Source organism: Rhodanobacter sp. Soil772 (assembly GCF_001428385.1).
Classification (GTDB): Bacteria; Pseudomonadota; Gammaproteobacteria; order Xanthomonadales; family Rhodanobacteraceae; genus Rhodanobacter.
Genome location: NZ_LMSK01000001.1, coordinates 1,182,045 through 1,205,518 on the forward strand (window position 1 = coordinate 1,182,045; position 23,474 = coordinate 1,205,518).

General features: G+C 66.7%; 24 protein-coding genes. 5 read left to right on the forward strand and 19 right to left on the reverse strand.

From position 1 onward, the window contains the following. Positions 1–15 precede the first annotated feature (15 nt). The 9 genes from argH to ASG75_RS05555 all read right to left on the reverse strand — a co-directional run bounded on the left by argH (position 16) and on the right by ASG75_RS05555 (position 9,169). On the reverse strand, positions 16–1,311 hold the full coding sequence (gene argH / locus ASG75_RS05515) for an argininosuccinate lyase (RefSeq protein ID WP_056386435.1): 1,296 nt from the start codon (positions 1,309–1,311) through the stop codon (positions 16–18). 19 nt (positions 1,312–1,330) lie between these two features. Next, the gene (gene argC / locus ASG75_RS05520) at positions 1,331–2,284 is read right to left on the reverse strand and encodes an N-acetyl-gamma-glutamyl-phosphate reductase (protein ID WP_056386436.1); all 954 of its coding nucleotides are present in this window, start codon (positions 2,282–2,284) and stop codon (positions 1,331–1,333) included. A 3-nt stretch (positions 2,285–2,287) separates the two neighbouring features. Further along, positions 2,288–3,604: an acetylglutamate kinase gene (locus tag ASG75_RS05525; RefSeq protein ID WP_056386437.1), complete on the reverse strand. Its 1,317-nt coding sequence runs from the start codon at positions 3,602–3,604 to the stop codon at positions 2,288–2,290. Positions 3,605–3,619: 15 nt separating this feature from the next. Next, a complete protein-coding gene (locus ASG75_RS05530; RefSeq protein WP_056386438.1) occupies positions 3,620–4,753 on the reverse strand; it encodes an acetylornithine deacetylase in 1,134 nt (377 codons plus the stop codon). A gap of 136 nt (positions 4,754–4,889) precedes the next feature. Beyond that, on the reverse strand, positions 4,890–6,143 hold the full coding sequence (locus ASG75_RS05535) for an argininosuccinate synthase (RefSeq protein WP_082547500.1): 1,254 nt from the start codon (positions 6,141–6,143) through the stop codon (positions 4,890–4,892). Positions 6,144–6,202: 59 nt separating this feature from the next. Continuing rightward, entirely contained in the window at positions 6,203–6,691 is a 489-nt protein-coding gene (locus tag ASG75_RS05540; protein ID WP_157616900.1) for an OsmC family protein, read from the reverse strand. Then, the gene (locus ASG75_RS05545) at positions 6,688–7,311 is read right to left on the reverse strand and encodes an FMN-binding negative transcriptional regulator (protein ID WP_056386442.1); all 624 of its coding nucleotides are present in this window, start codon (positions 7,309–7,311) and stop codon (positions 6,688–6,690) included. Before ASG75_RS05545 ends, ASG75_RS05540 begins: the two co-directional genes overlap by 4 nt. A gap of 6 nt (positions 7,312–7,317) precedes the next feature. Then, on the reverse strand, positions 7,318–8,325 hold the full coding sequence (locus tag ASG75_RS05550; protein ID WP_056386444.1) for an N-acetylornithine carbamoyltransferase: 1,008 nt from the start codon (positions 8,323–8,325) through the stop codon (positions 7,318–7,320). 316 nt (positions 8,326–8,641) lie between these two features. Beyond that, a complete protein-coding gene (locus ASG75_RS05555) occupies positions 8,642–9,169 on the reverse strand; it encodes a glycine zipper 2TM domain-containing protein (protein WP_056386447.1) in 528 nt (175 codons plus the stop codon). Positions 9,170–9,359: 190 nt separating this feature from the next. On the opposite strand from ASG75_RS05555, the gene cysS reads away from it, so the two are divergent. Together cysS and ASG75_RS05565 are read left to right on the forward strand one after the other, a co-directional pair. Beyond that, entirely contained in the window at positions 9,360–10,730 is a 1,371-nt protein-coding gene (cysS, locus tag ASG75_RS05560) for a cysteine--tRNA ligase (protein WP_056386449.1), read from the forward strand. Between the two features lie 52 nt (positions 10,731–10,782). After that, on the forward strand, positions 10,783–11,214 hold the full coding sequence (locus tag ASG75_RS05565) for a SufE family protein (RefSeq protein WP_056386454.1): 432 nt from the start codon (positions 10,783–10,785) through the stop codon (positions 11,212–11,214). Positions 11,215–11,335: 121 nt separating this feature from the next. On the opposite strand, the gene dksA is transcribed toward ASG75_RS05565, so the two are convergent. Then, positions 11,336–12,556, reverse strand: a complete 1,221-nt coding sequence (gene dksA, locus ASG75_RS16460; protein ID WP_162253093.1) for an RNA polymerase-binding protein DksA — start codon at positions 12,554–12,556, stop codon at positions 11,336–11,338. A gap of 145 nt (positions 12,557–12,701) precedes the next feature. Between dksA and yidD the strand changes: the two genes are divergently transcribed. Then, the gene (gene yidD / locus ASG75_RS05575) at positions 12,702–12,944 is read left to right on the forward strand and encodes a membrane protein insertion efficiency factor YidD (protein ID WP_235580148.1); all 243 of its coding nucleotides are present in this window, start codon (positions 12,702–12,704) and stop codon (positions 12,942–12,944) included. Positions 12,945–13,082: 138 nt separating this feature from the next. Here yidD and folE2 read toward each other — a convergent pair whose 3' ends face one another. From folE2 to efp, 7 genes are all read right to left on the reverse strand, one after another. Next, entirely contained in the window at positions 13,083–14,030 is a 948-nt protein-coding gene (gene folE2 / locus ASG75_RS05580) for a GTP cyclohydrolase FolE2 (RefSeq protein WP_056386458.1), read from the reverse strand. A gap of 109 nt (positions 14,031–14,139) precedes the next feature. Further along, complete coding sequence (locus ASG75_RS05585; protein WP_056386460.1) at positions 14,140–14,994, reverse strand: squalene/phytoene synthase family protein; 855 nt, start codon at positions 14,992–14,994, stop codon at positions 14,140–14,142. Continuing rightward, a complete protein-coding gene (gene gph / locus ASG75_RS05590; protein WP_056386462.1) occupies positions 14,991–15,671 on the reverse strand; it encodes a phosphoglycolate phosphatase in 681 nt (226 codons plus the stop codon). Before gph ends, ASG75_RS05585 begins: the two co-directional genes overlap by 4 nt. Continuing rightward, on the reverse strand, positions 15,668–16,372 hold the full coding sequence (ubiG, locus tag ASG75_RS05595) for a bifunctional 2-polyprenyl-6-hydroxyphenol methylase/3-demethylubiquinol 3-O-methyltransferase UbiG (protein WP_056387063.1): 705 nt from the start codon (positions 16,370–16,372) through the stop codon (positions 15,668–15,670). The genes gph and ubiG overlap by 4 nt, the downstream gene beginning before the upstream one ends. A gap of 92 nt (positions 16,373–16,464) precedes the next feature. Then, positions 16,465–16,719 (reverse strand): YciI family protein, encoded by a 255-nt coding sequence (locus tag ASG75_RS05600; RefSeq protein WP_056386463.1) that lies wholly within the window; start codon positions 16,717–16,719, stop codon positions 16,465–16,467. A 13-nt stretch (positions 16,720–16,732) separates the two neighbouring features. Beyond that, on the reverse strand, positions 16,733–18,070 hold the full coding sequence (locus ASG75_RS05605; RefSeq protein ID WP_056386466.1) for a TRZ/ATZ family hydrolase: 1,338 nt from the start codon (positions 18,068–18,070) through the stop codon (positions 16,733–16,735). 220 nt (positions 18,071–18,290) lie between these two features. After that, positions 18,291–18,869, reverse strand: a complete 579-nt coding sequence (efp, locus tag ASG75_RS05610) for an elongation factor P (RefSeq protein WP_056386468.1) — start codon at positions 18,867–18,869, stop codon at positions 18,291–18,293. Positions 18,870–18,956: 87 nt separating this feature from the next. On the opposite strand from efp, the gene epmB reads away from it, so the two are divergent. Together epmB and ASG75_RS05620 are read left to right on the forward strand one after the other, a co-directional pair. After that, the gene (gene epmB, locus ASG75_RS05615; protein WP_056386470.1) at positions 18,957–19,967 is read left to right on the forward strand and encodes an EF-P beta-lysylation protein EpmB; all 1,011 of its coding nucleotides are present in this window, start codon (positions 18,957–18,959) and stop codon (positions 19,965–19,967) included. A 135-nt stretch (positions 19,968–20,102) separates the two neighbouring features. Further along, complete coding sequence (locus ASG75_RS05620; protein ID WP_056386472.1) at positions 20,103–22,145, forward strand: GGDEF domain-containing phosphodiesterase; 2,043 nt, start codon at positions 20,103–20,105, stop codon at positions 22,143–22,145. Between the two features lie 98 nt (positions 22,146–22,243). Here ASG75_RS05620 and rplS read toward each other — a convergent pair whose 3' ends face one another. Both rplS and trmD read right to left on the reverse strand, forming a co-directional pair. Then, complete coding sequence (gene rplS, locus ASG75_RS05625; RefSeq protein ID WP_056386474.1) at positions 22,244–22,645, reverse strand: 50S ribosomal protein L19; 402 nt, start codon at positions 22,643–22,645, stop codon at positions 22,244–22,246. Positions 22,646–22,691: 46 nt separating this feature from the next. Beyond that, positions 22,692–23,465, reverse strand: a complete 774-nt coding sequence (trmD, locus tag ASG75_RS05630; protein ID WP_056386476.1) for a tRNA (guanosine(37)-N1)-methyltransferase TrmD — start codon at positions 23,463–23,465, stop codon at positions 22,692–22,694. Positions 23,466–23,474: the final 9 nt, after the last annotated feature.

The following is a 23,474-nucleotide window of genomic DNA, read 5'->3' on the forward strand; positions in this document are numbered from 1 at the left end:
GTCCGGGCCTCCATTTCAGTCGTCGAGCGCGTGCAACCGGGCGCGCAGTTCATCCAGCCGCAGGTCGTTGCCGGCACCCGGCGAGACGCGCGCGGCGAGGCTGCCTTCGGGCGTGCGCCCCTGCCCTGCGGATGCCGCGGTCTCCGCCGCCGCGCGATACGCATCGCGGAACGGCACGCCGGCGGCGGCCTGCTCGATCGCCACGTCGGTGGCATACATCGCCGGCTCGATCGCGGCGCGCATCGGCGCCTCGTTCCACTCGAACCGCGCCAGCAGGTCGGGCACCAGTTCCAGCGCCATCAGGCCATGGCGCACGCCGTGGAAGATCGAGCCCTTGGAGAACTGCAAGTCGCGCTGGTAGCCGGACGGCAGCGACAGCAGCTGTTCGATCTCGGTACGCGCGGCGGCGACGCTGGCGTAGCTGGCACGCAGCAGTTCGATCACGTCGGGGTTGCGCTTGTTCGGCATGATCGAGCTGCCGGTGGTGTACTCGGCCGGCAGCTTGACGAAGTTGAATTCGGCGGTGGTGAACAGCGACAGGTCCCACGCCAGCCGGCGCAGGTCGAGCAGCGCACCGCCGATCGCTTCCAGCACGGCCATCTCGAACTTGCCGCGCGACAGCTGCGCGTAGATCGGCGATATCTGCACGCGTGCGAAGCCGAGCGCACGGGTGGTGTGCTCGCGATCGAGTTTCATGTTCACGCCGTAGCCGGCGGCCGTGCCGAGCGGATTGGCGTCGATCAGCGTCATCGTCTGCCGCGCGCGCAGCGCGTTGTCGATGAAGCCTTCGGCGAAACCGGCGAACCACATTGCGGTGGACGACACCACGGCGCGCTGCAGGTGGGTGTAACCGGGCATCGGCACGGCTTCTTGCGACGCGCGCTCAAGGCAGACTCCGGCGATAGCGCGGCAATGCGCTTCCAGCACGGTCAGCTTGTCCTTCAACCAGAGCCGCGTGGCGACCAGGATCTGGTCGTTGCGGCTGCGCCCGGTGTGCACGCGGCGGCCGGCGTCGCCGAGGCGCTCGGTGAGCCGCGCCTCGATCGCCGAATGGCCGTCCTCGTAGCGCCCGTCCAGCACGAACGCGCCGCTGCGGAAATCTTCGGCCAGCGCATCCAGCTCGCGCTTCAGCGCGGCGGCTTCGTCGGCGCTGACCACGCCGATGTTGGCCAGCCCCTCCACGTGCGCCTTGCTGGCGGTGATGTCGTGCAGGAAGAACTCGCGATCCAGCAGCACGTCGTCGCCGGCGAGGAACTGCATGATCTTCGCGTCGATCTGGATGCCGGATTTTTGCCAGAGGGGTTGGGTCATGGTGGTGTCCTGAAATCGGCTAGAGCGGAATCGCGGTGTATTCGTCCACGCCGATCGCGCGGTTGATGTTCTGCATCGCCTGGGTGGCGGCGCCCTTGAGCAGGTTGTCCAGCGTGGCCACGATCACCACGCGCTTGCCGTCGGCCGACACCGCGAAGCCACCGACCTCGGCGTGGTGGCGGTGCGCGATGCGGCTGACCCACGGCGCCTCGTCGGTCACGACGGCAAGTTTCTCGCCGTCGTATGCGGCATGGAAACGCTGCAGCACGTCTTCCCGCTTCAGTGGGCGGGTGAGATACAGGTTGGTGGTGACGGTGAGTCCGCGGAAATGCGGCGCCACGTGCGGCATGAACTCCACCGGCACGCCGAGCCGGAACGAGGCTTCCTTCTCGTGCATGTGGCCGGTGAGCGCGTACGGCATCAGGTTGTCGCGCAGCTTGTCCGGGTCGTTCTTGTCCGATGGCGTGGTGCCGGCGCCGGAATAGCCGGAGACGCCGAAGCACACCGGCGGCGCGGCCAGCAGATCCTTCAACGGCTCGATGGAGAGCTGCATCGCGGTGGCGTAGCAACCGGGATTGCTGATGCGCTTCTCGCCGCGCCACTGCCCGCGGGTGAGTTCCGGCAGGCCGTAGTACCACGACGGGTCGAAGCGGTAATCGGCGGAGAGATCGAGGATCAACGTGTCCGGCTTCGCCGCGTCGATCGCCGCCACGTACGGGGCCGCCTTGCCGTTCGGCAACGCCAGGATCACCACCTCGGCACCCTGCGCCGCCACCGCGGCCGGGTCCAGGCTGGCATAGCGCAGTTCGCCGGCAAAGCCGTCGACGTGATCGGCCACGCGCTGGCCATCCAGTTCGCGCGAGGAGACGAAGGCCAGCTGCAGCACCGGATGCGCCGCGATCAGGCGGATCAGTTCCGTGCCGGTATGGCCGCGTGCGCCGACGATGCCTACCGTTTTCCTGTTCGTGTCCATGCTTCAATCCACCAGTGTCGGCTGGCGTTGCGCGCAATGCGCCACGCAGCGGGAAATCGTGTCGAGCTCGTCGATGCCGTACCAGAACACCTTCCAGCGCGGCTGCTTGATGCAGCCGTCCGATTCGGCGTAGTAGAAATGGTTGACCGGGTTGCCGTGGCGCGAGCGCCAGAACAGCTGCGGATTTTCCTCGCGCATCACCTGCCACACCGCGCGGCCCAGGCCTTCGCCCTGGGCGTCGTCGAGTACGGCGAACTTGTCGAGATACGGCAAGCCGTCCTCTTCGGTGAGGATCATCGCGGCGCGGTAGTTCTCGCTGACGTAGATGCGCATCGGCCGGGTGCGCTCGAAATAGTCCGGCACCAGGGTGCGACCGAAGCTGGACTCGATCAGCTCGCGCATGCGTGCGCGGTCCACGCCTTCCCAGGCCTCGAAGCGCAGCACCTTCTCGCCGCGCCGCACCAGGGTGCCGGAACCCTTGTGGGTGAACAGCTCCTTGGCCAGTTCGGACGGGCGGGTGATCGACACCGACGAGGTCAGGGGCAGGTCGGCCAGCAGGTCGGCGATCTGCTCGATCTTCAGGCGCATGCCGCCGTTGATCCACGGCTGCGCCATCAGCTGCTCGAATTCGGTGCTGAGGTTGATCGAATCGATCAGCTTGCCGTTTTCGTCGAGCAGGCCGCCGGTGCCGGTGAGGAACACGATCTTGTACGGCTGCAGCACGCGCACCAGTTCGTTGGCGGCGACGTCGGCGTTGACGTTGAGGATCTGCCCCTCGTCGGTTTCGCCGAGGCTGGCGATCACCGGGATCGAGTTCGCGCGCAGGCTGGCCTCGATCGGCGCCAGGTTGATGCTTTCCACCTTGCCGACCAGGCCGTAGGTGTCGCGGTCGAGGTAGCTGGCCATGAACACGCCCGACGGCACCGCGGTGGCGCGGGTGTCCATCGACTGCAGCGCTTCCACCAGCTTCAGGTTCTGCTGCATGAACACGCGCCGCACGATGCCCAGCGCCTTCGGCGAGGTCACCCGCAGGCCGTTGACGGTCTGCTTCTCGATGCCGGCGGCGGCCAGTTCCTCGTCCAGTTGCGGGCCGGCGCCGTGCAGCACGATCGGGGTCAGGCCGACCTGCTGCAGGAAGGTCAGCGACGAGGCGAGATCGGCCAGCTCGTCGCGCAGCACCGCGCCGCCGACCTTCACCACGGCGAAGCGCTTGGCGTCCAGTTCGGAGAAGCGCTTGAGGTATTGCTGGATTTCCTTCGCGCTGCCCATGCTCGAAAGCAGGCGCACGATGGTCTTGCGGGTGTGCTTATGCGTTTCCATGTTTGTCCTTTGCGCTCATCCTTGAACACGGGAGTCAAAAAGCGGCCGTCCCTGGCCGGACTTCTCAATAATCCGATGAACCGTCTCTGCGTAGTGCTGCAACTGGTCCAGCGCGCCCCACTCGTCGGCGCTGTGCGCCTGGGCGATGTCGCCGGGGCCGTAGACGAAGGCGGTGTAGCCGGCAGCGGAGAACAGCGCGGCCTCGGTCCAGAAGTCCACCGCGTTGCCGACCGGGATGCCCAGCTCGTCGGCAAGGTCGCGCGCGACCAAGCGGTTCGCCTCGGCGTTCGCCGTGTCGCCGGCCGGCAGCGAAGCGCCGCGAAAAGTCTCGGCGAACTCTGCCGGCTGCGGTTCCACCAGGGTGCGGAAGTGCGCCAGCAACTGGTCCGGATCCATCGTGGGCAGCGCGCGGAAACCGAAGCGCACTTCCGCCGTGGGCGCGATCATGTTCGCCTTGATGCCGCCCTCGATGCGACCGATGTTGAAGCGCAGGCCGGTCAGTCCGCCGAAGCGCTCGTGCGACTGCGCCGCCACGAAATCCAGCGCCGCGTCGCCCCAGCGCACCGCCTGGTGCAGCGCGCTGTCGCTGGGCTTCTGTTCGCCCGAGGCATGTCCGGCCTGGCCGGCGAAGCGCATCAGCACCGACTGGATGCCGCGATGCGCCAGCACCGCCTCGCCCTTCGTGGGTTCGGCCACGATCACCGCCTCATAGGCATGCGGCTCGCGCAGGAAGCCGGCGATGCAGCGCGCATCGTTGGCCTCCTCGTCGGTGGAAAACAGCAGCGCCAGATCGCCGTCGCTGGCATTCGCCGCCGCCAGCAATGCCGCCGCCGCGCCCTTGATGTCGCACGCGCCCAGGCCGATCGCGCGATCGGCGGTGACCCGCAGCGTGTGCGGGTCGGCCGTCCACGCCGGCGAGTCCGGCACGGTGTCCAGATGCACGTTGAACAGGTACTTCGGCTGGCCACGCACCGCGTGCAAGGCCACCGCGCCGGCGCCGAAGTCGGTCACCGTCACCGCGAAGCCGGGCAATTGCGCGCGCAGGTAGTCGAAGATGCCGCCAGTGTCGATCGCGCGCGGCGGGTTGCGCGTGTCGAAACCGACCAGCGCACGCAGATGCTCCAGCGTCGCGTCCAGTAATGTGCTCATGCGATCCCTGTATCGATGCGTGGTGACCAAAGCGCTCCCGAATGCGTCATTCCGGCGGAAGCCGGAATCCAACGCCTCTGCCTTGGGCGTTCAAGACACTGGGTCCCAGCTTTCGCTGGGATGACGGAGTTCCGCGTCATGCGCGGTTGACCTCGGCCCACAGCGTGCTGCTCATGCCGAACAGCTTGATGAAACCCTCGGCCTCTTCCACGCCCCAGTCGGCCGACTGCGCGTAGGTGGCGCCCTTGGCGTTGAGGATATGCTTCGACTCGACGGCGACCGCACCGACGCTGCCGCCGCTCGTCTCCAGCGTCACCGTACCGTTGACGGTGGACTGGCTGGACGCCAGGAACGCCTCCAGGTCGGTCTTCAGCGGATCGTGGAAGAAGCCTTCGTAGACCAGCTCCACCCACTTGCGCGCCACGTCCGGCTTGAAGCGGTTCTGCTGCTTGCTGAGCACGGCCTCTTCCAGCGCGCGGTGCGCGACGAGCAGCGCGGTCAGGCCCGGCGCTTCGAAAATGATGCGGCCCTTCAGGCCGATCGTGGTGTCGCCGGTGTAGAGGCCGCGGCCCACGCCGTACTGCGCGAACAGGCCGTTGAGCTTCGCCAGCATGGTGTGTCCGGCGATCGCCTCGCCGTCCAGCGTCACCGCCTCGCCGTTGACGAAGCCGACCTTCACCTGCAGTGGTTTGGACGGCCATTCGGCGCGCGACTTGCACCAGCCCACCGCGCCAACGCCGGGCGCCTGCCATTTGTCGATCTCGCCGCCGGACATGGTCAGGCCGAGCAGATTCTCGTTGATGGTGTACGCCTGCTGCTTGGCGCGCACGCCGAAGCCGCGATCTTCCAGGTACTTCTGCTCGTAGGCGCGCGTCTGCGTGTGTTCCTTCTGGATCTCTCGTATCGGCGCCACGATCTCGTAGTCGCCCAGCGCCTTCACCGCCAGGTCGAAGCGCACCTGGTCGTTGCCCATGCCGGTGCAGCCATGCGCGATCGCCTTCGTGCCCAGTTCGGCGGCACGCTTCAGCGCGGCCTCGACGATCAGGTAGCGGTCGGACACCAGCAGCGGGTACTGGCCCTGGTAGCCTTCGCCGGCCCACACGAACGGCTTGACGAAGCCCGCCCAGATCGCCGGACCGCCGTCGACCGTGACGTGACTGGCCACGCCCAGTTCCTTCGCGCGCGCCTCGATGAAGGCGCGCTCTTCGGCGTCGACACCGCCGGTATCGGCAAACACGGTATGCACGGCCCAGCCCTGCTCCTGCAGATAAGGCACGCAGAAGCTGGTGTCCAAGCCACCGGAGAAAGCCAAGACGATGTCTCGGCTTTCTCCGGTAGCGGGATTCGGGATTCGGGATTCGGGATTCGGAAAAGCAGGCTGGAACGACATGGAAGATTCCTGTAAGAACGAAAGATATGTGGCGTGCGAGGTCTGGCCGTTACGAATCCCTAATCCCCAATCCCCAATCCCGGCTCCACAACAATTCGCGGCTCGCAGCGCACCGGGAAATTCACGGAATTGGCGATGAAGCAGGCGTGATGCGCCGTTTCGTGCGCCGCCTCGGCCTTGGCCGGGTCGCTGGTGGCGCTGATCGTCACCGTGGGGCGCAGCACCACCTCGACGAAGCGGCCGCCGTCGCCCTCGGTGGCCATCGTGCCTTCGGCGGCATCGGCATACGCCGTCACCACCACGCCGGCCACGGTAGCCATGTGCAGGTACGACAGCATGTGGCAGGTCGACAGCGCGGCTACCAGCATGTCCTCGGGGTTGTGCCTCGCGGCATCGCCGCGGAACGCGGGGTCGGAGGAACCGGCGATCGCCGGCTTGCCGTCGATGCGGATCACGTGGTCGCGGCTGTAGTTGCGATAGCCATCCGTGCCGCTGCCGAGGTTGCCGGTCCACTCCACGTCGACGCGATAGTGATGCTGATGGTTCACGGTTTCGACTCCTCTTGTTGAGTCATCCATGCAGCCAGTTCCGCGTCGCCCTCGCCGTCACGCTCGTGCAGCCCGGCGATCACGCCAGCGCGGTTGCGCGCGGGGTGGTTCTGGCTCAGCTTGAACTTGCCTTCGATGCGATCGATCGAGACTTCGAGGCCGACGATCGCGCGCAGCGACTTCTCGATGTGGTCCTCCGGCGCATCGCTGATCTTCCACGGCTGCGGCTGGCCCGCTTCATGGTGATCAGTCAAGGTTTCCAGCAGACGACGCAGCCAGGTCGCGTCATCGATCACGCGCAGCCGGCCGTGCACGTGCACCACCGCGTAGTTCCAGGTCGGCACTTCGCGCCCGGTCTCGTGCTTGCTCGGGTACCAGTTCGGGCTGATGTAGCCGTCCGGTCCCTGGAACACCAGCAGCACCTCGGCGCCATCCAACTGCACCAGTTCGTTGCCGCGGGCGACGTGACCGTGCAGCACCTCGCCGACCAGCTCGAACGGCAGGTGATTGGCCGCCAACCCATCGGCCGCGCGGGTCACCACGGTGGCGAACGGATACGCGCGGATCAGCCCGTGCAGGGCTTCGGCGCGGGTTTCCACAAAATGCCTCGGCGTATACATGGCCGCTCAGCCCTGCCCGATCAACGAAGCCATCACCGCCTTCTGCACGTGCAGGCGGTTCTCGGCCTCGTCGATGGCGATGCAGGCGGGCGAATCCATCACCGCGTCGGTGGCCTTGATGTTCCGGCGCAGCGGCAGGCAGTGGCTGAACAGGCCGTGGTTGGTCAGCGCCATCTTCGCCTCGTCGACGATGAAGTGCTTGCTCGCTTCGCGAACCGGCCTTTCCTGCTCCCACTGGCCGAAGAACGGCAACGCGCCCCAGCTCTTGGCGTAGACCACGTCGGCGCCGGCGTAGGCTTCCTCGATGTTGTGGCTGACCTTCAGCGAGCCGCCGTTCTGCTCGGCGTTCAGACGGCCAAACGCCATGTAGCGCTCGTCCAGCACGTAGTCGGGCGTGGGGCACAGCAAGGTCACGTCCATGCCCAGCTTGGTCGCGATCAGCAGCGCGGAGTTCGCCACCGCGGTGTTCAGCGGCTTCGGGTGATAGGTCCAGGTCAGCACGTACTTTTTGTTCTGCAGGTCGCCCAGGTGTTCTTTCAATGCCAGCGCGTGGGCCAGTTCCTGGCAGGGGTGGGTGATCGTCTCCATGTTGATCACCGGCACCGTGGCGTACTGCGCAAACGCCTTGATCACCTTGTCCTGCCGGTCCACCGCCCAGTCCTGGAATTTCGGGAACGCGCGCACCGCGATCAGGTCGACGTAACGCGACAGCACCCGCGCCACCTCGGCGATGTGCTCCTCGGTGTCGCCGTCCATCACGCTGCCCACCTCGAACTCGATAGGCCATGCGTCCTTGCCCGGCGCCAGCACGATGGCGTGGCCGCCTAGCTGGAACGCGCCCAGCTCGAAACTGGTGCGGGTGCGCATCGACGGATTGAAGAACAGCAGCGCGATCGACTTGCCGTCCAGCTGCTGTCCGCGCGGCGAACGCTTGAACGCGGCCGCCTGCTCCAGCAGCGCGTCGATCTCGGCGCGGCTGTAATCCTGGGTGGTAATGAAATGCCTGATGGTCATGGGACAACTCCAGATCCAAAACACAAAAAACCCGGCACGCGGGCCGGGTTTATCGTCGATGCACATGAAACGCGTGCGACTGCCTACCCGGCCGAGTGTCCATACAACGGTCGGCGCGCACGCGACGTCATGCCGGCAGCCGCGCGGGCGCTGGTCAGTACGGTGGCGGTATAGACGGCTGTGGACATGCGGAGTTCCAAGTAACGAGTGCGCATGATGGCGGCAATTTCGCTGCCATGCAACAAAAAAATCGGACCCCACGAACGGCAGCGCCGCCAACGGGTGGCGGCGCTGCTGCTGACCGGCGAAAGCGGGATCAGTCGGCCGGGTCGACCCGCACGCGCACGCGCAGGCGTTCGCCCGGGTCGTAGTTGAGGCGCGAGGTGTAGACCTCGCCGCGATAGCGGTATTCCACGTCGTAGCCGATGATCCGGCGTTGCTCGCTGACCGAGCTGACCTCGCGGCACTGGGTCTGGGTGGTCTCGTACTCGCCGCCGCGATTGGACACCCGGTTGCCCACCGCGCCGCCGGCCACGGCACCGGCGACGGTAGCCGCCTTGCGCCCGTCACCCTTGCCCACGGTGTTGCCCAGCACGCCACCGATCACGGCGCCGAGCACCGTACCGGCCGTGCTGTTGCCGCCTTCGCGGCGAACCACCGGCTGCTCGTAGCACTCCTGCCGCGGCACTTCGGTGCGGGTAACCCCTTGCACCGGGTCCGCGCGCAGCACGTCGGCCCAGCCGTAGTGGGCGTTGTCATCGGCATTGGCGTAGCGCGCATCCTGCGCATGGACGCCGGTAGCCATCACGGCAAGTACCAGTGCGGAAAGCCATAACTTGGTCATCACGACCTCCCAATCTCGGAACCACAGGCGCGTTTGCACGCGTACTGGCAGCATTCCAGCAAATTCACGCTGAATACACGCTTAGAAACCGTTCCGGGCGGGGCTTGCGCGACTCGGCCACTTACACCTTGTTAAGATGCCGGGCTGGCCGCGCCCTGCCCTGCGCGGCCCCACGTTGCGGATTCCACCGATGTCGATATCGCTCTACAACAGCCTGACCCGCCGCACCGAGCCCTTCACCCCGCTCGACCCCGAGCGCGTGACCTTGTACCTGTGCGGCCCCACCGTCTACAACTACGTGCATATCGGCAATGCGCGCGGGCCGGTGGTGTTCGACGTGCTGGTGCGCCTGCTGCGCCGGCACTACCCGCAGGTGCTGTACGCCCGCAACATCACCGACGTCGACGACAAGATCAACACCGCCGCCCAGCAGCAGGGCGTGCCGATCGGCACGATCACCGACCGCTTCGCGCAGGCATACCGCGAAGACATGGCCGGGCTCGGCGTGGCACCGCCGGACGTCGAGCCGCACGCCACCACCCACATCGGCCCGATCATCACGATGATCGAGAGCCTGCTGGACAGCGGCCACGCCTATGCCGCCGAAGGCCATGTGCTGTTCGACGTCGGCTCGTTCGCGGCCTACGGCGAGCTGTCCGGCCGCGACCCCGAGGAACTGATCGCCGGCGCCCGCGTCGAGGTGGCGCCGTACAAGCGCAACGCCGGCGATTTCGTGCTGTGGAAACCCTCCACGCCCGAGCTGCCCGGCTGGGACAGCCCGTGGGGCCTCGGCCGCCCGGGCTGGCACATCGAGTGCTCGGCGATGAGCGCGGCGCACCTGGGCGACACCATCGACATCCACGCCGGCGGTGTCGACCTGCTGTTCCCGCATCACGAGAACGAAATCGCCCAGTCCACCTGCGCGCACGGCGGCAAGGTGTTCGCACGCTGGTGGATGCACAACGGCATGCTCACCTTCGACGGTCGCAAGATGTCCAAGTCGCTGGGCAACGTGCTGCTGGTGCACGAGCTGCTGCAGTTGCACCCGCCGGAGGCGCTGCGCCTGCGCCTGTTGAGCGGCCACTACCGGCAACCGCTGGACTGGTCCGAGGCGGCCATCGCCCAGGCGACCAGCACGCTGGATGGCTGGTATCGCGTGCTGCGCGACCTGGCCGCGGTCGAACTGCCGGCCGGCGAACTGCCGGTGTCCGAACGCGTCGAGGCCGCCTTGTGCGACGACCTCAACACGCCGCAGGCGCTGGCCGAGCTGTCCGTGCTGGCCGATGCCGCGCGCCAGTCCGGCAGCGCCGAAGCGAAAGCCGCCCTGCTCGGCGGCGGCGCCCTGCTCGGCCTGCTGCAGCAGGATGCGGAAGCCTGGTTCAGGCGCGGCGAGAGCACGATCGACGCGGCGCACATCGAGGATCTGCTGCAACAGCGCCAGGCCGCCCGCGCCGCCCGCGATTTCGCGCGCGCCGATGCGATCCGCGACGAGCTGGCGGCCATGAACATCGCGATCGAGGACAGTGCCCAGGGCACGCGCTGGAGTGTGGCGAAGGGCTGAACGACGCCTGCGTGCATTCGTGAATTCAGCTTGTCCGCGCGATAATGTCCGCATGAACGCCATTGCCACCACCAGCGCCGAGCAGACCCAGCAGGACATCGCCGAGGAATTCGCCTTCTTCGGCGACTGGACCGAGCGCTACCAGTACCTGATCGATCTCGGCAAGCAGCTGCCGGCCTTCCCCGAAGCATGGAAGACGGAGGAACACCGCGTGCACGGCTGCCAGTCGATGGTCTGGCTGGTGCCCAGCGGCGACGCGTCGAAAATGCACTTCGAGGCGATCAGCGATTCGGCGATCGTGTCCGGCCTGATCGCCCTGGTGCTGCGCGTCTATTCCGACCGTCCGGCCGCGGAGATCGTCGCCACCGAACCCAGCTTCATCGGCACGATCGGCCTGGCCAAGCATCTCTCGCCCACGCGCTCGAACGGGCTGGCGGCGATGCTGGCGAAGCTGAAGAACCACGCTGCGCAGGCGCTGGCCTGAGCGCTCCCGCACCGATACGCTGAAAGACAAAGCCCCGCACGAAGCGGGGCTTTGTTTGAAAAGTCCGGCACGGATGCCGGCTTGATCCTTGCGCCCACGGAGGAGCGCAAAAGAACCGACCTCAGTCGCCCATCTGCTTCTGCAGGTGCTCGCGACGCTCCTGCGCATCCAGCGACAGCGTGGCGATCGGACGCGCGTCGAGACGGTCGATGCCGATCTCCTCGTCGGTCTCTTCGCAGAAACCGTAGCTGCCTTCCTCGATCCGGCGCAGTGCCTTGTCGATCTTCGAGATCAGCTTGCGGTAACGGTCGCGGGTACGAAGCTCCAGCGAATTTTCGGTCTCGCGGGTGGCGCGCTCCGCTTCATCGCCGACGTCACGTACCTCCTCGCGCAAGTTGTCCATGGTCTGGCGCGACTCTTCCACCAGCTGATCGCGCCAGTCGCGCAGCTTGTTGCGGAAGTAGGCCAGGTGCATGGGGCTCATGTACTCCTCGTTCGGCGAGGGGTGATAACCCTTGGGCAACGTGATGTTGCTGGTGGAAGGTAACGCGTACCGCCCGTCTTCGCGGGTGATGCCGTTATCGAGTTTTTTTGAAGCAAGTTTATTCATTGAGGACGACGAGTTTTTCTGATTTTTGTGGGAAGAGGCATGGTGCGCGGCGGCTGGGGCCGCACGCGGGGTCACCATGGCGGTTGCACTCGCCACCTTGCCCTTGAACAGGGTGCTGGCGGGTGCCGGGGATGCGCTTTTGACAACCGCCACCGGTGCCGGTTTGGCAACGGGTTTCGCGGTCGATGGGGTGACCGGCTTGGCCGGCGGTTTGGCCACGGGCTTCGCGGCATGCCTGGTCACGGGTTTGGCCGGCGGTGCTTTCCTGGCGACCACCTTGGTCACCGGTTTTGCTGCCGGTTTCCTGGCTGCGGCGCTCTTGGGTTTGGTGCTCTTGACGACGACCTTCTTGACGGCAGCCTTCTTCGGCGCCGGCTTCTTCGCAACGACCTTCCTGGCCGCCACTTTCTTCACGGCCGTTTTCTTCACGGCGGCCTTCTTCGCAACAGGCTTCTTCGCCGGGCTGGCCTTCTTCGCCGGCGACTTGGCGACAGCTTTCTTGACCGCGGGCCTGGCGACCGGTTTCTTCGCAGCTGCCGGCCTGGCCGCGACTTTCTTCGTCGCAGTCTTCTTGCTGGCCGCACCGCGGCCGGCCTTTGCAGGTGCCTTGCTGGCGCTCTTCACGGCCCGCCCCTTGCTTCCAGCTGTCTTCGACTTGCCGGCCTTGACGTCAGCCGAAGTCTTGCCCTTCTGCGCCTTCGCGGCGGTCGAACTACGCGTCGTTTTCGCCATATCCCTTCACCGTTTTTGGCCGTGGCGGCCGGGTGTTATAGCCCATGTGTCCTACACCAGCAAGCTCGCTTCTGGAATACTTGTACCACTACCCGCCGCAAGCCGCTCCGGCACCGTGAATGTCCTGACCCGATTGATACTGTGGATGCTGCGTTTGTACAAGCGCTGGCTCAGTCCCCTGCTTGGCCCGCGTTGCCGCTTCCACCCCACGTGTTCCGATTATGCACGGATTGCGGTCACCCGCTTCGGCCCGTGGCGCGGCAGCCTGCTGACCGGTTGGCGGCTGCTACGCTGCCAGCCATTGTGCACGGGTGGCGAAGACCCGGTACCCGAACACTTCCATTTTTCCCGCTGTCGCTGCCAGGAAGATCCCCCTGACGTCCACTGACTGTTCGGGAATGCCGAACTCGTCGACGCAAGGTCCTCGCCGCCACGCCAACCCCGCGTGAAGCGCGACTGCATCGAAGCGATCGCCGGTTTTCGATAGACAGCAGCGGCGGACGGTGCCCGCCCTACGAAGCGGGCGTCACGGCGTGGAGCCGTAGCCGCCTTCCACGCCCTTGCTGGCGTATGCCACCGCGTCATGCGGGTGCAGGCTTTCCTGGTGTTCGACGCGGACGTGGAAGTCGCCGAGCGCGGCGTCGGCGTCGAGCGCCTTCTGGATGCGCCGGGCGGCGTCCTCGCAGAACATCAGGTTGCCGCCGTTGGCCAGCGCGAAAGCCTGTTCGTCCTCGCGCTTCACCGCGGTCTGCACCGGCGTGCCGAGCGCGTGCTCGACGCGATCGATCAGGCCGATCAGGTGGAAGCCCGCGCCGATCGCCGGGCGAATGCGCAGGCGCGCCACGCTGCGCTGGGCGTGCGGAGTGGCGACGATGCCTTTCTCGCTGCCGAGCCAAGCCAGCACCGCAGCGTGGTCGAGCGGCTTGCCGGCGTCGAAGTCGCTGGCGAACTGGTCCTGGATCAGCTGGCGCGACAGCGCGGCCGAGGCCGGACAGGTCGAGGAGTAGACCACCTCGGTGCCGAACTCCAGCAGGAATTCGTCGCCGGTGAGGCTGGCCTCGATGCATACCGGATACGCGCGCCAGCCGCTGTTGGCGCTTTTCAGGGCCGGGCGGCGCACCAGGTGTTCGAAATGGATGCTGAGGCAGGCGCGGTCGGACAAATCCTTGTGCGAGTCGAGGAAGCCGCGCAGCAGCGCGTGCAGCATGTCGGCACTCAGCGTCTGCGTGCTCAGCGCCTGCTCGACCTGCAGGTACAGGCGCGACATGTGGATGCCGCGCTTGTCCGGCCGGTTCAGGTTGACGAAGGCGCCGACCCGGGCGCTGGCGCGCTGCGCCTGGCCATCGCCGGCATCGAACAGCACCGGCACCTGGATGTCGGCCATGCCGACCCAGTCCAGCGCGCCGGCAAGATGCGGCTGCGCGTGCACGGCAACGTCGGGCAGCAGGCGGGCGGTATTTTCCTGATTCGGCATGGTGGGAGTCCTGACATCGGCGAACCGGTCGCCGTGAAGCAAACCATCTTGGGGCAAGCAGGCTTCCGCGCAATAGTGGCGTGACGGAAACACTGCGTCTTGGGTCGTTTTACGCCATCTGCCGGCGCCACGCGCGGGCGGCCTGCCACGCCTGCAGCGAGGTCGCCAAACCGGTGCGCGACTGGCCGGCCTGCAATACCGCCAGCGCATCGCCTGTCCGCGCCGCGCGCTGCGCCAGCTTGTTAGCGTGGCGCGATTCCAGCGCGCGAAACACGCTGAGCGGCCCGGCCAGCGTGGCCGACTCCGCCCAACTGGCCAGCAGGTCGTCCAGTTGCGCCTTGACCGCCTGCTGTCGCGCCGTGCCGTGGCTGCGCAATTGCGCGCGGCTCAGGCCATGCCGCGCCAGCCGCGCCATCGGCAGCGGCAGGCGGTCGCGCTCGGCATCCTGTTCCAGCCGCAGCAGCGCATACAGCAAGTGATTCAGCACGGCGATCCGCGACGCCCGCAGCGGTGACGCATCGGCGCCGTACCACCAGGCGGTTTCCAGCGCGGCCAACGCGCCATGCAGCGGCATCGCCGCCTCGATCTGTGCGGCAAAATCCGCGGCGGTGCCCTGTTCCAGTTGCGCCATGGCCGCCAGCACCGGCGCCAGCCACAGGTTGTTGGCGATGGCATGCGCGCGCTCGTCGTCGAACAACACCTGGGTCAGCGGATGGCGGCCGCCGCTGGCCGGCGCACCGGCCAGCTCCTCGGCCCACCAGTTGAGCTTGGCCGCGGCCACCTGCGGCTCGCGGATGCCGTAGGCAGCGCCGAGCAGTTCCTGCTCCAGCGCGGCCAGCGCGACGTGGCCGGGATAGCGCCGGCCATCGACGAACACCAGCGCGACGCGCTGCTGCGGCTGCACCGCCAGCCACTTGTCGATGAAGCCTTGCAGCACCGCGTTCTGTTCGACCAGTTCGATCATGCCGTGACCGGCTGCAGCTGCAGCAGTTCGGCCAGTTCGGCCGGATGATCCAGTACCTTGTCGGCGCCCCACGTATGCGGATCGCCGCCATCGAGATAACCCCAGCTCACCGCCACCGTGTACAGGCCGGCGGCGGCGCCGGCCAGAACGTCGCGGCGGTCGTCGCCGACAAACAGGCTTTGCGCAGGCGCGACGCCGGCGCGCTCGCAGGCCAGCAGCACCGGGGCCGGATCAGGCTTCTTCACTGCCAGGGTATCGCCGGAAACCACCGCGCTGGCGCGCTGCGCCCAGCCGATGCGGGCGACCAGTTCGTCGGTGAGAAAAGCCGCCTTGTTGGTGACGATGCCCCAGCGCAGTCCGTGCGCCTCGATCCGCACCAGCAGCTCGTCGACGCCGTCGAACGAGCGCGTCTGCTGCGCCATCATGTCCTGGTACAGCTGCAGGTAGCGCGGCACCAGCGCTTCCAGCGCAGCTTCGCCGCGCTCGGCAAACGCGCAACGCAGCACGGCACGCGCGCCGCGCGAGACCACCTCGCGCACCGGCGCGTACGGCGGCGGCGGCACGCCCTCTTCCGTGCACTGCGCCAGCAAGGCGGCGTAGAGATCGGGAGCGCTGTCGAGCAAGGTGCCGTCCAGGTCGAACAGCACGCCCTGGATGTTTTCGGGCAGGGACTTCATGTCGGCTTGTATGCGCTGAGCACGTAATTGACTGCGGTGATCCGGCTCAGCCAGGCCTTGCGGTTGAGCGGGTTGTAGGCGAGCCCGGAGACGTCCTCCAGCTCCAGCCCGGCGTGGCGCAGCAGGCGGCTCAGCTCGGACGGCTTCAGGAACTGCGCATAGTGATGAGTGCCGCGCGGCAGCATGCGCATCACGTATTCCGCGCCCACGATCGCCGCGCCGAACGCGGCCGGCGTGCGGTTGATGGTGGACATGAACAGCCGCGCGCCCGGCTTCAGCATCGCGGCCAGGTCGTTCACCAGCGCGGCCGGGTCGGGCACGTGCTCGATCAGTTCCATGCAGCACACCGCGTCGAAACTTTCCGGCTCGGCCGCGGCCAGCGCGGCCGAGGACTGCACGCGGTAGTCGACGCTGAGGCCGGACTCATGCAGGTGCAACTTCGCGACCTCGATCACCTTGCCACCCAGGTCGATGCCGGTCACCTTCGCGCCGGCACGTGCCAGCGTCTCGCTGAGCAGGCCGCCGCCGCAGCCGACGTCGGCAACCTTCGCCGCGCGCAAGTCGACGCGCGCGGCGATATAGGCGGCGCGTACCGGGTTGAGGTCGTGCAGCGGGCGCGACTCGCCGTCGGGGTCCCACCAGCGCGCCGCCAGGCTGTCGAAGCGGGCGATTTCCTCGGGGCTTACGTTGGCGGCGATCATGTTCGAGTCCACGGTGAGTACATGAGTTTATTGAAAAGTGCGGCCAGGGATGGCCGCCTTTTGATCTTTGCGCTCACGGATGAGCGCAAAAGTTAATGCGCCTGCCATTCGTACACCGTGATGTCCCAGCCGCCGCTGACGTGGGCCGGGTCGTTTTGCACGATCGCGGTCGCCTCGGCGAGGTCGGCGGCGTGCAACAGGTAGGCGCCGCCGGACTTGTCGCTGAAGCCGCCGGACAGTTCCACCCGACCCTCTTCGCGCAAACCCTCCAGGAACGCCAGATGCAGCGGCACCACGGCCGGGTCGAGGTGCGGCCGGCGGATCAGCAGGATCAGGTAACGGTTCATCGAAGACTCCGGGTCAGGCCGAGGCAATGCGTTCGCGCCAGGCGCGCGTGCGCTCCAGGATCGCGGCGACATCCATGCCGACCAGTTCGCGCCCGGCCAGCTTGCGCCGGCCGGCGATCCACACGTCGCTGACCTGGTGGCGGCCGGTAGCGTAGACCAGCTGCGAGATGACGTGGAACATCGGCTGGGTCTCCAGCTCGCTCAACCGCACGGCGGCGAAGTCGGCCTGCTTGCCGACCTCGATCGAGCCGATCTTCGCTTCCAGCCCGATGGCCTTCGCGCCGTTGAGCGTGGCCGCGCGCAGTGCGAACGCCGCGTCGAATGCCGCGGCGTCGCCGGCCACCGCCTTGGCCAGCAGCGCGGCGGTGCGCATCTCGCCGAACATGTCCAAGTCGTTGTTCGAGGCGCAGCCGTCGGTGCCGAGCGCCACGTTGACGCCAGCCAGGCGCAGCTTCTCCGCCGGGCAGAAGCCGGAGGCCAGCTTCAGGTTGGACTCCGGGCAATGCACCACCGACACGCCGGCGGCGGCACACGCGGCGATCTCGCCGTCGGTCAGCTGGGTCATGTGCACGGCGATCAGGCGGTCGTTGACCAGACCCAGCTTCTGCAGACGCTGAAACGGGCGCAGCCCGCTCTTGGCCTTCTCGTCCTCGACTTCGTGCGCGGTCTCGTGCGTGTGCAGGTGCACCGGGATGTCGAGCTGGTCGGACAGCATGCGGATGCGCTCGAAGCTCTCGTCCGACACCGTGTACGGCGCGTGCGGCGCGAACGCGGTGCTGACCAGGTTGTCGCCGCGGAAGCTGTCGTGCACTTCACTGGCACGCTCGAAATATTCGTCCTGGCTTTTCGCCCACGCGGTGGGGAACTCGATCACCGGCAGGCCGACCACGGCGCGGAAACCCAGCTTGCGGTAGGTCGCGCCGATCACGTCGGGGAAGAAGTAGTTCTCGTTGGCGCAGGTGGTGCCGCCGCGCAGCATCTCGGCCACCGCCAGCTCGACGCCGTCGCGCACGAACTCCGGCCCGATCACCTTCGCCTCGGCCGGCCAGATGTGCTGCTGCAGCCACACCATCAGCGGCAGGTCGTCGGCGAGGCCGCGCAACAGGGTCATCGGGTTGTGCGTGTGGCTGTTGACCAGGCCGGGGATCAGCGCGTGCTCGCCCAGTTCGACGCGCTCGCGCGGCGCATAGGTAAGCCGTGCCTCGGCGATCGGCAGCAGCGCCACGATGCGCTCGTCCTGCACCGCCACCGCATGATTCTCCAGCACCACCGCATGCGGCTCGACCGGCACGACCCAGCGTGCTTCGATCATCAGGTCGACGGGCTGTGGCTGTGGGATCATCTCGCTCATCTTCAACTCGCTCTGTGTCGATCCGGATACGAAAAAGGGCGGTACCTTGCGGCAGCCGCCCCTCTGAATCGTCATTCCAGCGAAAGCTGGAATCCAGTGCCTTTACCCTCGCCGGAACGCAAAAGGTTTTGCGTGCTTCGCACGAGTACTTCACTGGATCCCTGCCTTCGCAAGGATGACGAACTGGCAAAGGCGCGAGCGAAGCTCGCGCGCCAGTTCGTCACTTGACGCGGCTGTCGTACTCGCCGGTGCGGGTATCGACCTTGATGATTTCGTCCTGGTTGACGAACAGCGGCACGCGCACCACGGCACCGGTCTCCAACGTGGCCGGCTTGCCGCCGCCGCCGGACGTGTCGCCACGTACACCGGGATCGGTCTCGGTGATCTTCAGGTCGACGAATTTCGGCGGCTGCACGGCGACCACGCCGCCGTTGAACAGCGTGACCACGCACTCTTCCTCGCCCTTGAGCCACTTCCATGCGTCACCCATCGCGGCCAGCGTTGCCGGCACCATCTCGAAGGTTTCCATGTTCATGAAGTGCCACAACCGGTCCTTGCCGATGCCATCGATAAACGAAAGCTGCATGTCGGTGTCGGTGACATCCGCTTCCTCGAAGGAGTCGCTGGACTTCAGCGTCTGCTCGGTGGTGCGCCCGTCCTTCAAGTTGCGAATGCGAATGCGGGTGAACGCCTGGCCCTTGCCCGGCTTGACGAAGTCCGCTTCAGTGATGACCCAGGGGTCACCGTTATGAAGGATCTTCTTGCCCGTTTTGACGTCATTGAGGCCAAGGGTCGCCATGCGTTAGTGCTCCGGAGTCAATTTCGCCCAATGGGCGGCTAAAATGAGTGTCTGTCACGGGCTTTGCCGCCCGCTCCAAGGCCCGCCATGATAACCGCAAGCCCCCACGCCCGCCTATCGTCACCCACACCCGGTTGGCGCGAACTGTGGCGCGACGCCATCACCGATCCCCGAGAACTGCTGCAGGCCGTGGGCCTGGGCGACCGTGCCGACCTGCTGCCGCCGGACGACGCCGGCTTCGCCCTGCGCGTTCCGCGCGGGTTCGTGGCGCGGATGCGCCGCAACGACCCATCCGACCCGTTGCTGCTGCAGGTACTGCCGCAACGGGCCGAACACGACCAGGCCGAGGGCTTCACGCTCGACGCGGTCGGCGACATGGCCTCGAAGGCCGGGCATGGCGTCCTGCACAAGTACGACGGCCGTGCGCTGCTGATCGCCAGCGGCAGCTGCGCGATCAACTGCCGCTACTGCTTCCGCCGGCACTTTCCCTATGGCGAGGAAATCGCCGCCGCATCGCAGTGGCACGAGGCGCTGGCCCATGTGAAGGCGGACCCGTCGATCCGCGAACTGATCCTGTCCGGCGGCGACCCGTTGGCACTGGCCACGCACAAGCTGGAGGAACTGACCCGCGGCCTGGCCGACCTGCCGCACGTCATCCGCCTGCGCATCCACACCCGCCTGCCGGTGGTGCTGCCTGAGCGGATCGACGACGACTTCATCGGCTGGCTGACTGACCTGCCGCTGCAGAAGGTGGTGGTGCTGCATGCGAACCACGCCAACGAACTGGACGCCAGCGTCGACGCCGCCTGCGCCCGCCTGCGCGCGGCCGGCGCCACCGTGCTCAACCAGTCGGTACTGTTGCGCGGGATCAACGACGACGCCGACACGCTGGCCGACCTGTCCGAACGGCTGTTCGCCGCCGGCGTGCTGCCGTACTACCTGCACCAGCTCGACCGCGTGCAGGGCACCGCGCATTTCGAGGTCAACGACAACCACGCGCTGGCGTTGATGGAGACACTGCGCGCTCGCCTGCCGGGTTATCTGGTGCCCCGGCTGGTGCGTGAGGTGGGCGGCGACGCCTCCAAGCGGCCGCTGTAAACCGGGCTGCGGTCACTGTTCCGTGGTTTTTCCGCTGGCGGCTGCTGGCGGAATCCGTTACAAACACTGATCGCGGCTGATCGCACAAACCTCCCCCGCAGCGCCTGCGATGATCAACGGACAGCATCACGCCTCATGAAAAAAGATTTCGTCATCAAGATCCTCTTCGTCGAAAGCTCGCTCGAAGAGGCCGAGCAGATCATCAGCCTGCTGCGCAATACCGGCATTGCCGTGCGGCCGGCCCGTGCCACCAACGTGGAACAGATGCAGGCTGCGGTGAACGAGCTGGAACCGGACGTGGTGATGTTCGACCCGGCGATCACCAGCATCAGCCTGGAAGACGCCGTCAAGGTGCTCGATGCGTACGGTCGCGACTACTCGCTGCTGGGCCTGGTCAACTCGATCGACAACCAGATCGTGGCGGACCTGTTCGTGCATGGCGCCCGCGGCGTCGCCTCGCGCAGCCAGCCGAAGCAGCTGATCGCGGTGCTGCAGCGCGAATTCGAATCGCTGCAGACGCGCCGTCAGGTACGCCGCCTGGAGACCGCCCTGCGCGAATCGGAGCGGCGCTGCGACGCGCTGCTCGACTCTTCCACCGATGCGATCGCGTACGTGCACGAGGGCATGCACGTGCGGGCCAACCACGCTTACCTGGAAACGTTCGGCTACGACAGCTTCGACGACCTGCTCGGGCTGCCGGTACTGGACATGATCGATTCGGCCAACGCCGACGAGTTCAAGGCGCTGTTGCGCGGCCACGCGCGGCAGGAGAAGACGCCGTCCCAGCTCACCCTGCATGCGCGCCGCGCCGACGGCAGCCAGTTCGACGCCACGGTGGAATTCGCGCCGGCCACGTTCGAGGGCGAACCCTGCCTGCAGATCGTGTTCCGCCGGCAACTGGTCGACCAGGCCGTGCTGGAACAGCTGCAGCGCGACCCGGTCACCGGCTTGTTCAACCGCGCCCGCATGCTGGAATCCATCGACGACGCCGTCACCGCGGCGGCGAAGGGCAAGAAGGGCCAGTCGCTGCTGCTGATCGAGCCGGACAACTGGGCCTCGCTGGTGGGCGGCATCGGCCTGGGCAAGGCCGACGAACTGCTGTCCGGCTTCGCCGACCGCATCCGCATGCTGCTCGGCGCCGACGATGTGGCCGGCATGCTCGCCGAACACACCTTGGGCGTGGTGCTCGATTCGCGCCCGGACGAGACGATCAAGGAGTGGATCGCCAAGCTGCAACACAGCGTCAGCAACGAGATCTTCGATGCCGGCTCGCGTTCGATCACGGTCACCGCCAGCATCGGCGGCAGCCTGCTGGGCGAGAAGAACGCGAACACCGAACTGCTGCTCAACCAGGCCAGCCAGGCCTTGCGCACCGCACAGAGCCTCGGCGGCAGCCAGGTGGAGCTGCACGATCCGGCCGCGCGCGAGAAGGCCGACGAGGAGCGCGAGCGCTACTGGCTGGAACTGCTGCGCAAGGCGCTCACCGGCGAGGGCCTGGTGCTTTACCACCAGCAGACCATCAGCCTGCAGGACGCCGAAGGCGACTACTCGGAAATCCTGCTGCGCATGAACGGCCCGCAGGGCGAGGTGCTGCCCGGTTTCTTCATGCCGATCGCCGAGAAGCACAACCTCACCGGCGCGATCGACCGCTGGGTACTCGACCAGGCCATCAAGGCGCTGCAGGAACGCGAGAGCCAGGGCCAGCAGACCACGTTCTTCGTCAAGCTCACCGCCGCCTCGCTGCAGAACGACACGCTGCTGGCGTGGCTGGGCACCCGACTCAAGCAGGCGGCGCTGAAGCGCGGCCAGCTGGTACTGGAAATGACCGAGAGCAAGGTGATGACCCTGTTGCGTCCGGCCCAGGAGTTCGTCAACGGCTGGAAGAAAGTCGGCGGCCGCTTCGCGCTGGAGCAGTTCGGCTCGGGCCTGAACTCGTTCCAGTTGCTCAACCACATCGACGCGGACTACCTGAAGATCGATCGCAGCTACATGGCCGACCTGCCGCAGCACCCGGAAAGCCAGAAGAAAATTGCCGAGATCTGCCAGCAGGCACGCGAACTGAAGCGCCAGACCATCGCCGAATGGGTCGAGGACGCCACCAGCACCTCGCTGCTGTTCGCCTGCGGCGTGGATTTCGTGCAGGGCAACTTCCTGCAGCAGCCGCAGCGGCTGGAATAAATCGTTCCGACACATCGCGCCCGGACTTTTGTTCCGGCCACAAAAAACCCGCGGATCGCTCCGCGGGTTTTTTCATGCGGCGGCAACTGCGGAGCGGATTACTCGGCAGCAGCGGCAGCGGCGGCCTTCGCGTTCGCCTTGGCGGCGGCAGCGGCGGCGATGTCTTCCTTGATGCGGGCGGCCTTGCCTTCCAGGCCACGCAGGTAATACAGCTTGGCGCCGCGCACCTTGCCCTTGCGCTTCACGGTCACCGAGTCGATGGCCGGGCTGTGCGCCTGGAACACGCGCTCCACGCCGGTGCCGTGCGAAATCTTGCGCACGGTGAAGGCCGAATGCAGGCCGCGGCTGCGCTTGGCGATGACGATGCCCTCGAACGCCTGCACGCGCTCGCGGTTGCCTTCCTTCACCTTGACGTTGACCACCACGGTGTCGCCGGGGCCGAAGTCCGGCAGCTGGCGGGTGATCTGCTCGGATTCGAACTGTTCAATGATCTTGTTCATGGCGCACCTGTCGGTTCACGTAAATCGGTATCAAGGGCTGCGGCCGTCACTTGGCCGCATCGTCTTGCCGCGCTCGCCCTTGTGAGGCATGTTCGCGGCGGAATTCGTCCAGCAGCGCACGGGATGCAGCATCCAGCCCACGCTGTGACAACAAGTCCGGGCGGCGCAACCAGGTTCGTCCCAGCGATTGCTTGAGGCGCCAGCGGGCGATCGCCGCATGGTCGCCGGACAGCAACACGTCCGGTACATCACCCAGTGCATCGTGCACCGGTTTTCCATAATGCGGACAATCCAGCAGGCCATCCGAGAATGAATCCTGCTCGGCCGACTGCGCGTCGTTCAACGCGCCGTCCTGCAAGCGCCCCACCGCGTCGATGATCACCGCGGCGGCGAGCTCGCCGCCGGACAGCACATAATCGCCGATGGAAAGCTCCTCGTCGACCTCGTGCGCCAGCAGACGCTCGTCCACACCTTCGTAACGCCCACAGAGCAAGCCGATGCGCGGCAGCTTCGCCAGCGCTTCCACCCTGCCCTGCGTCAGCCGCGCTCCCTGCGGACTGAGATAAATCAGATGCACCGGTTCCGGTGCCGCCGCACGCATGGCCGCCAGGGTCGTGCGCAACGGCTCGATCATCATCACCATGCCGGGACCGCCGCCATACGAGCTGCTGTCCACGCTGCGGTGCTTGTCGGTGGCGTAGTCGCGCGGGTTCCAGGCTTCCACCTGCAGCAGCTCGCGTTGCTGCGCGCGTCCCACTACACCGACGGCGGCGCACTGGCGCACGAAGTCGGGAAACAGGCTGACGACATCGATGCGCATGATCCTTGA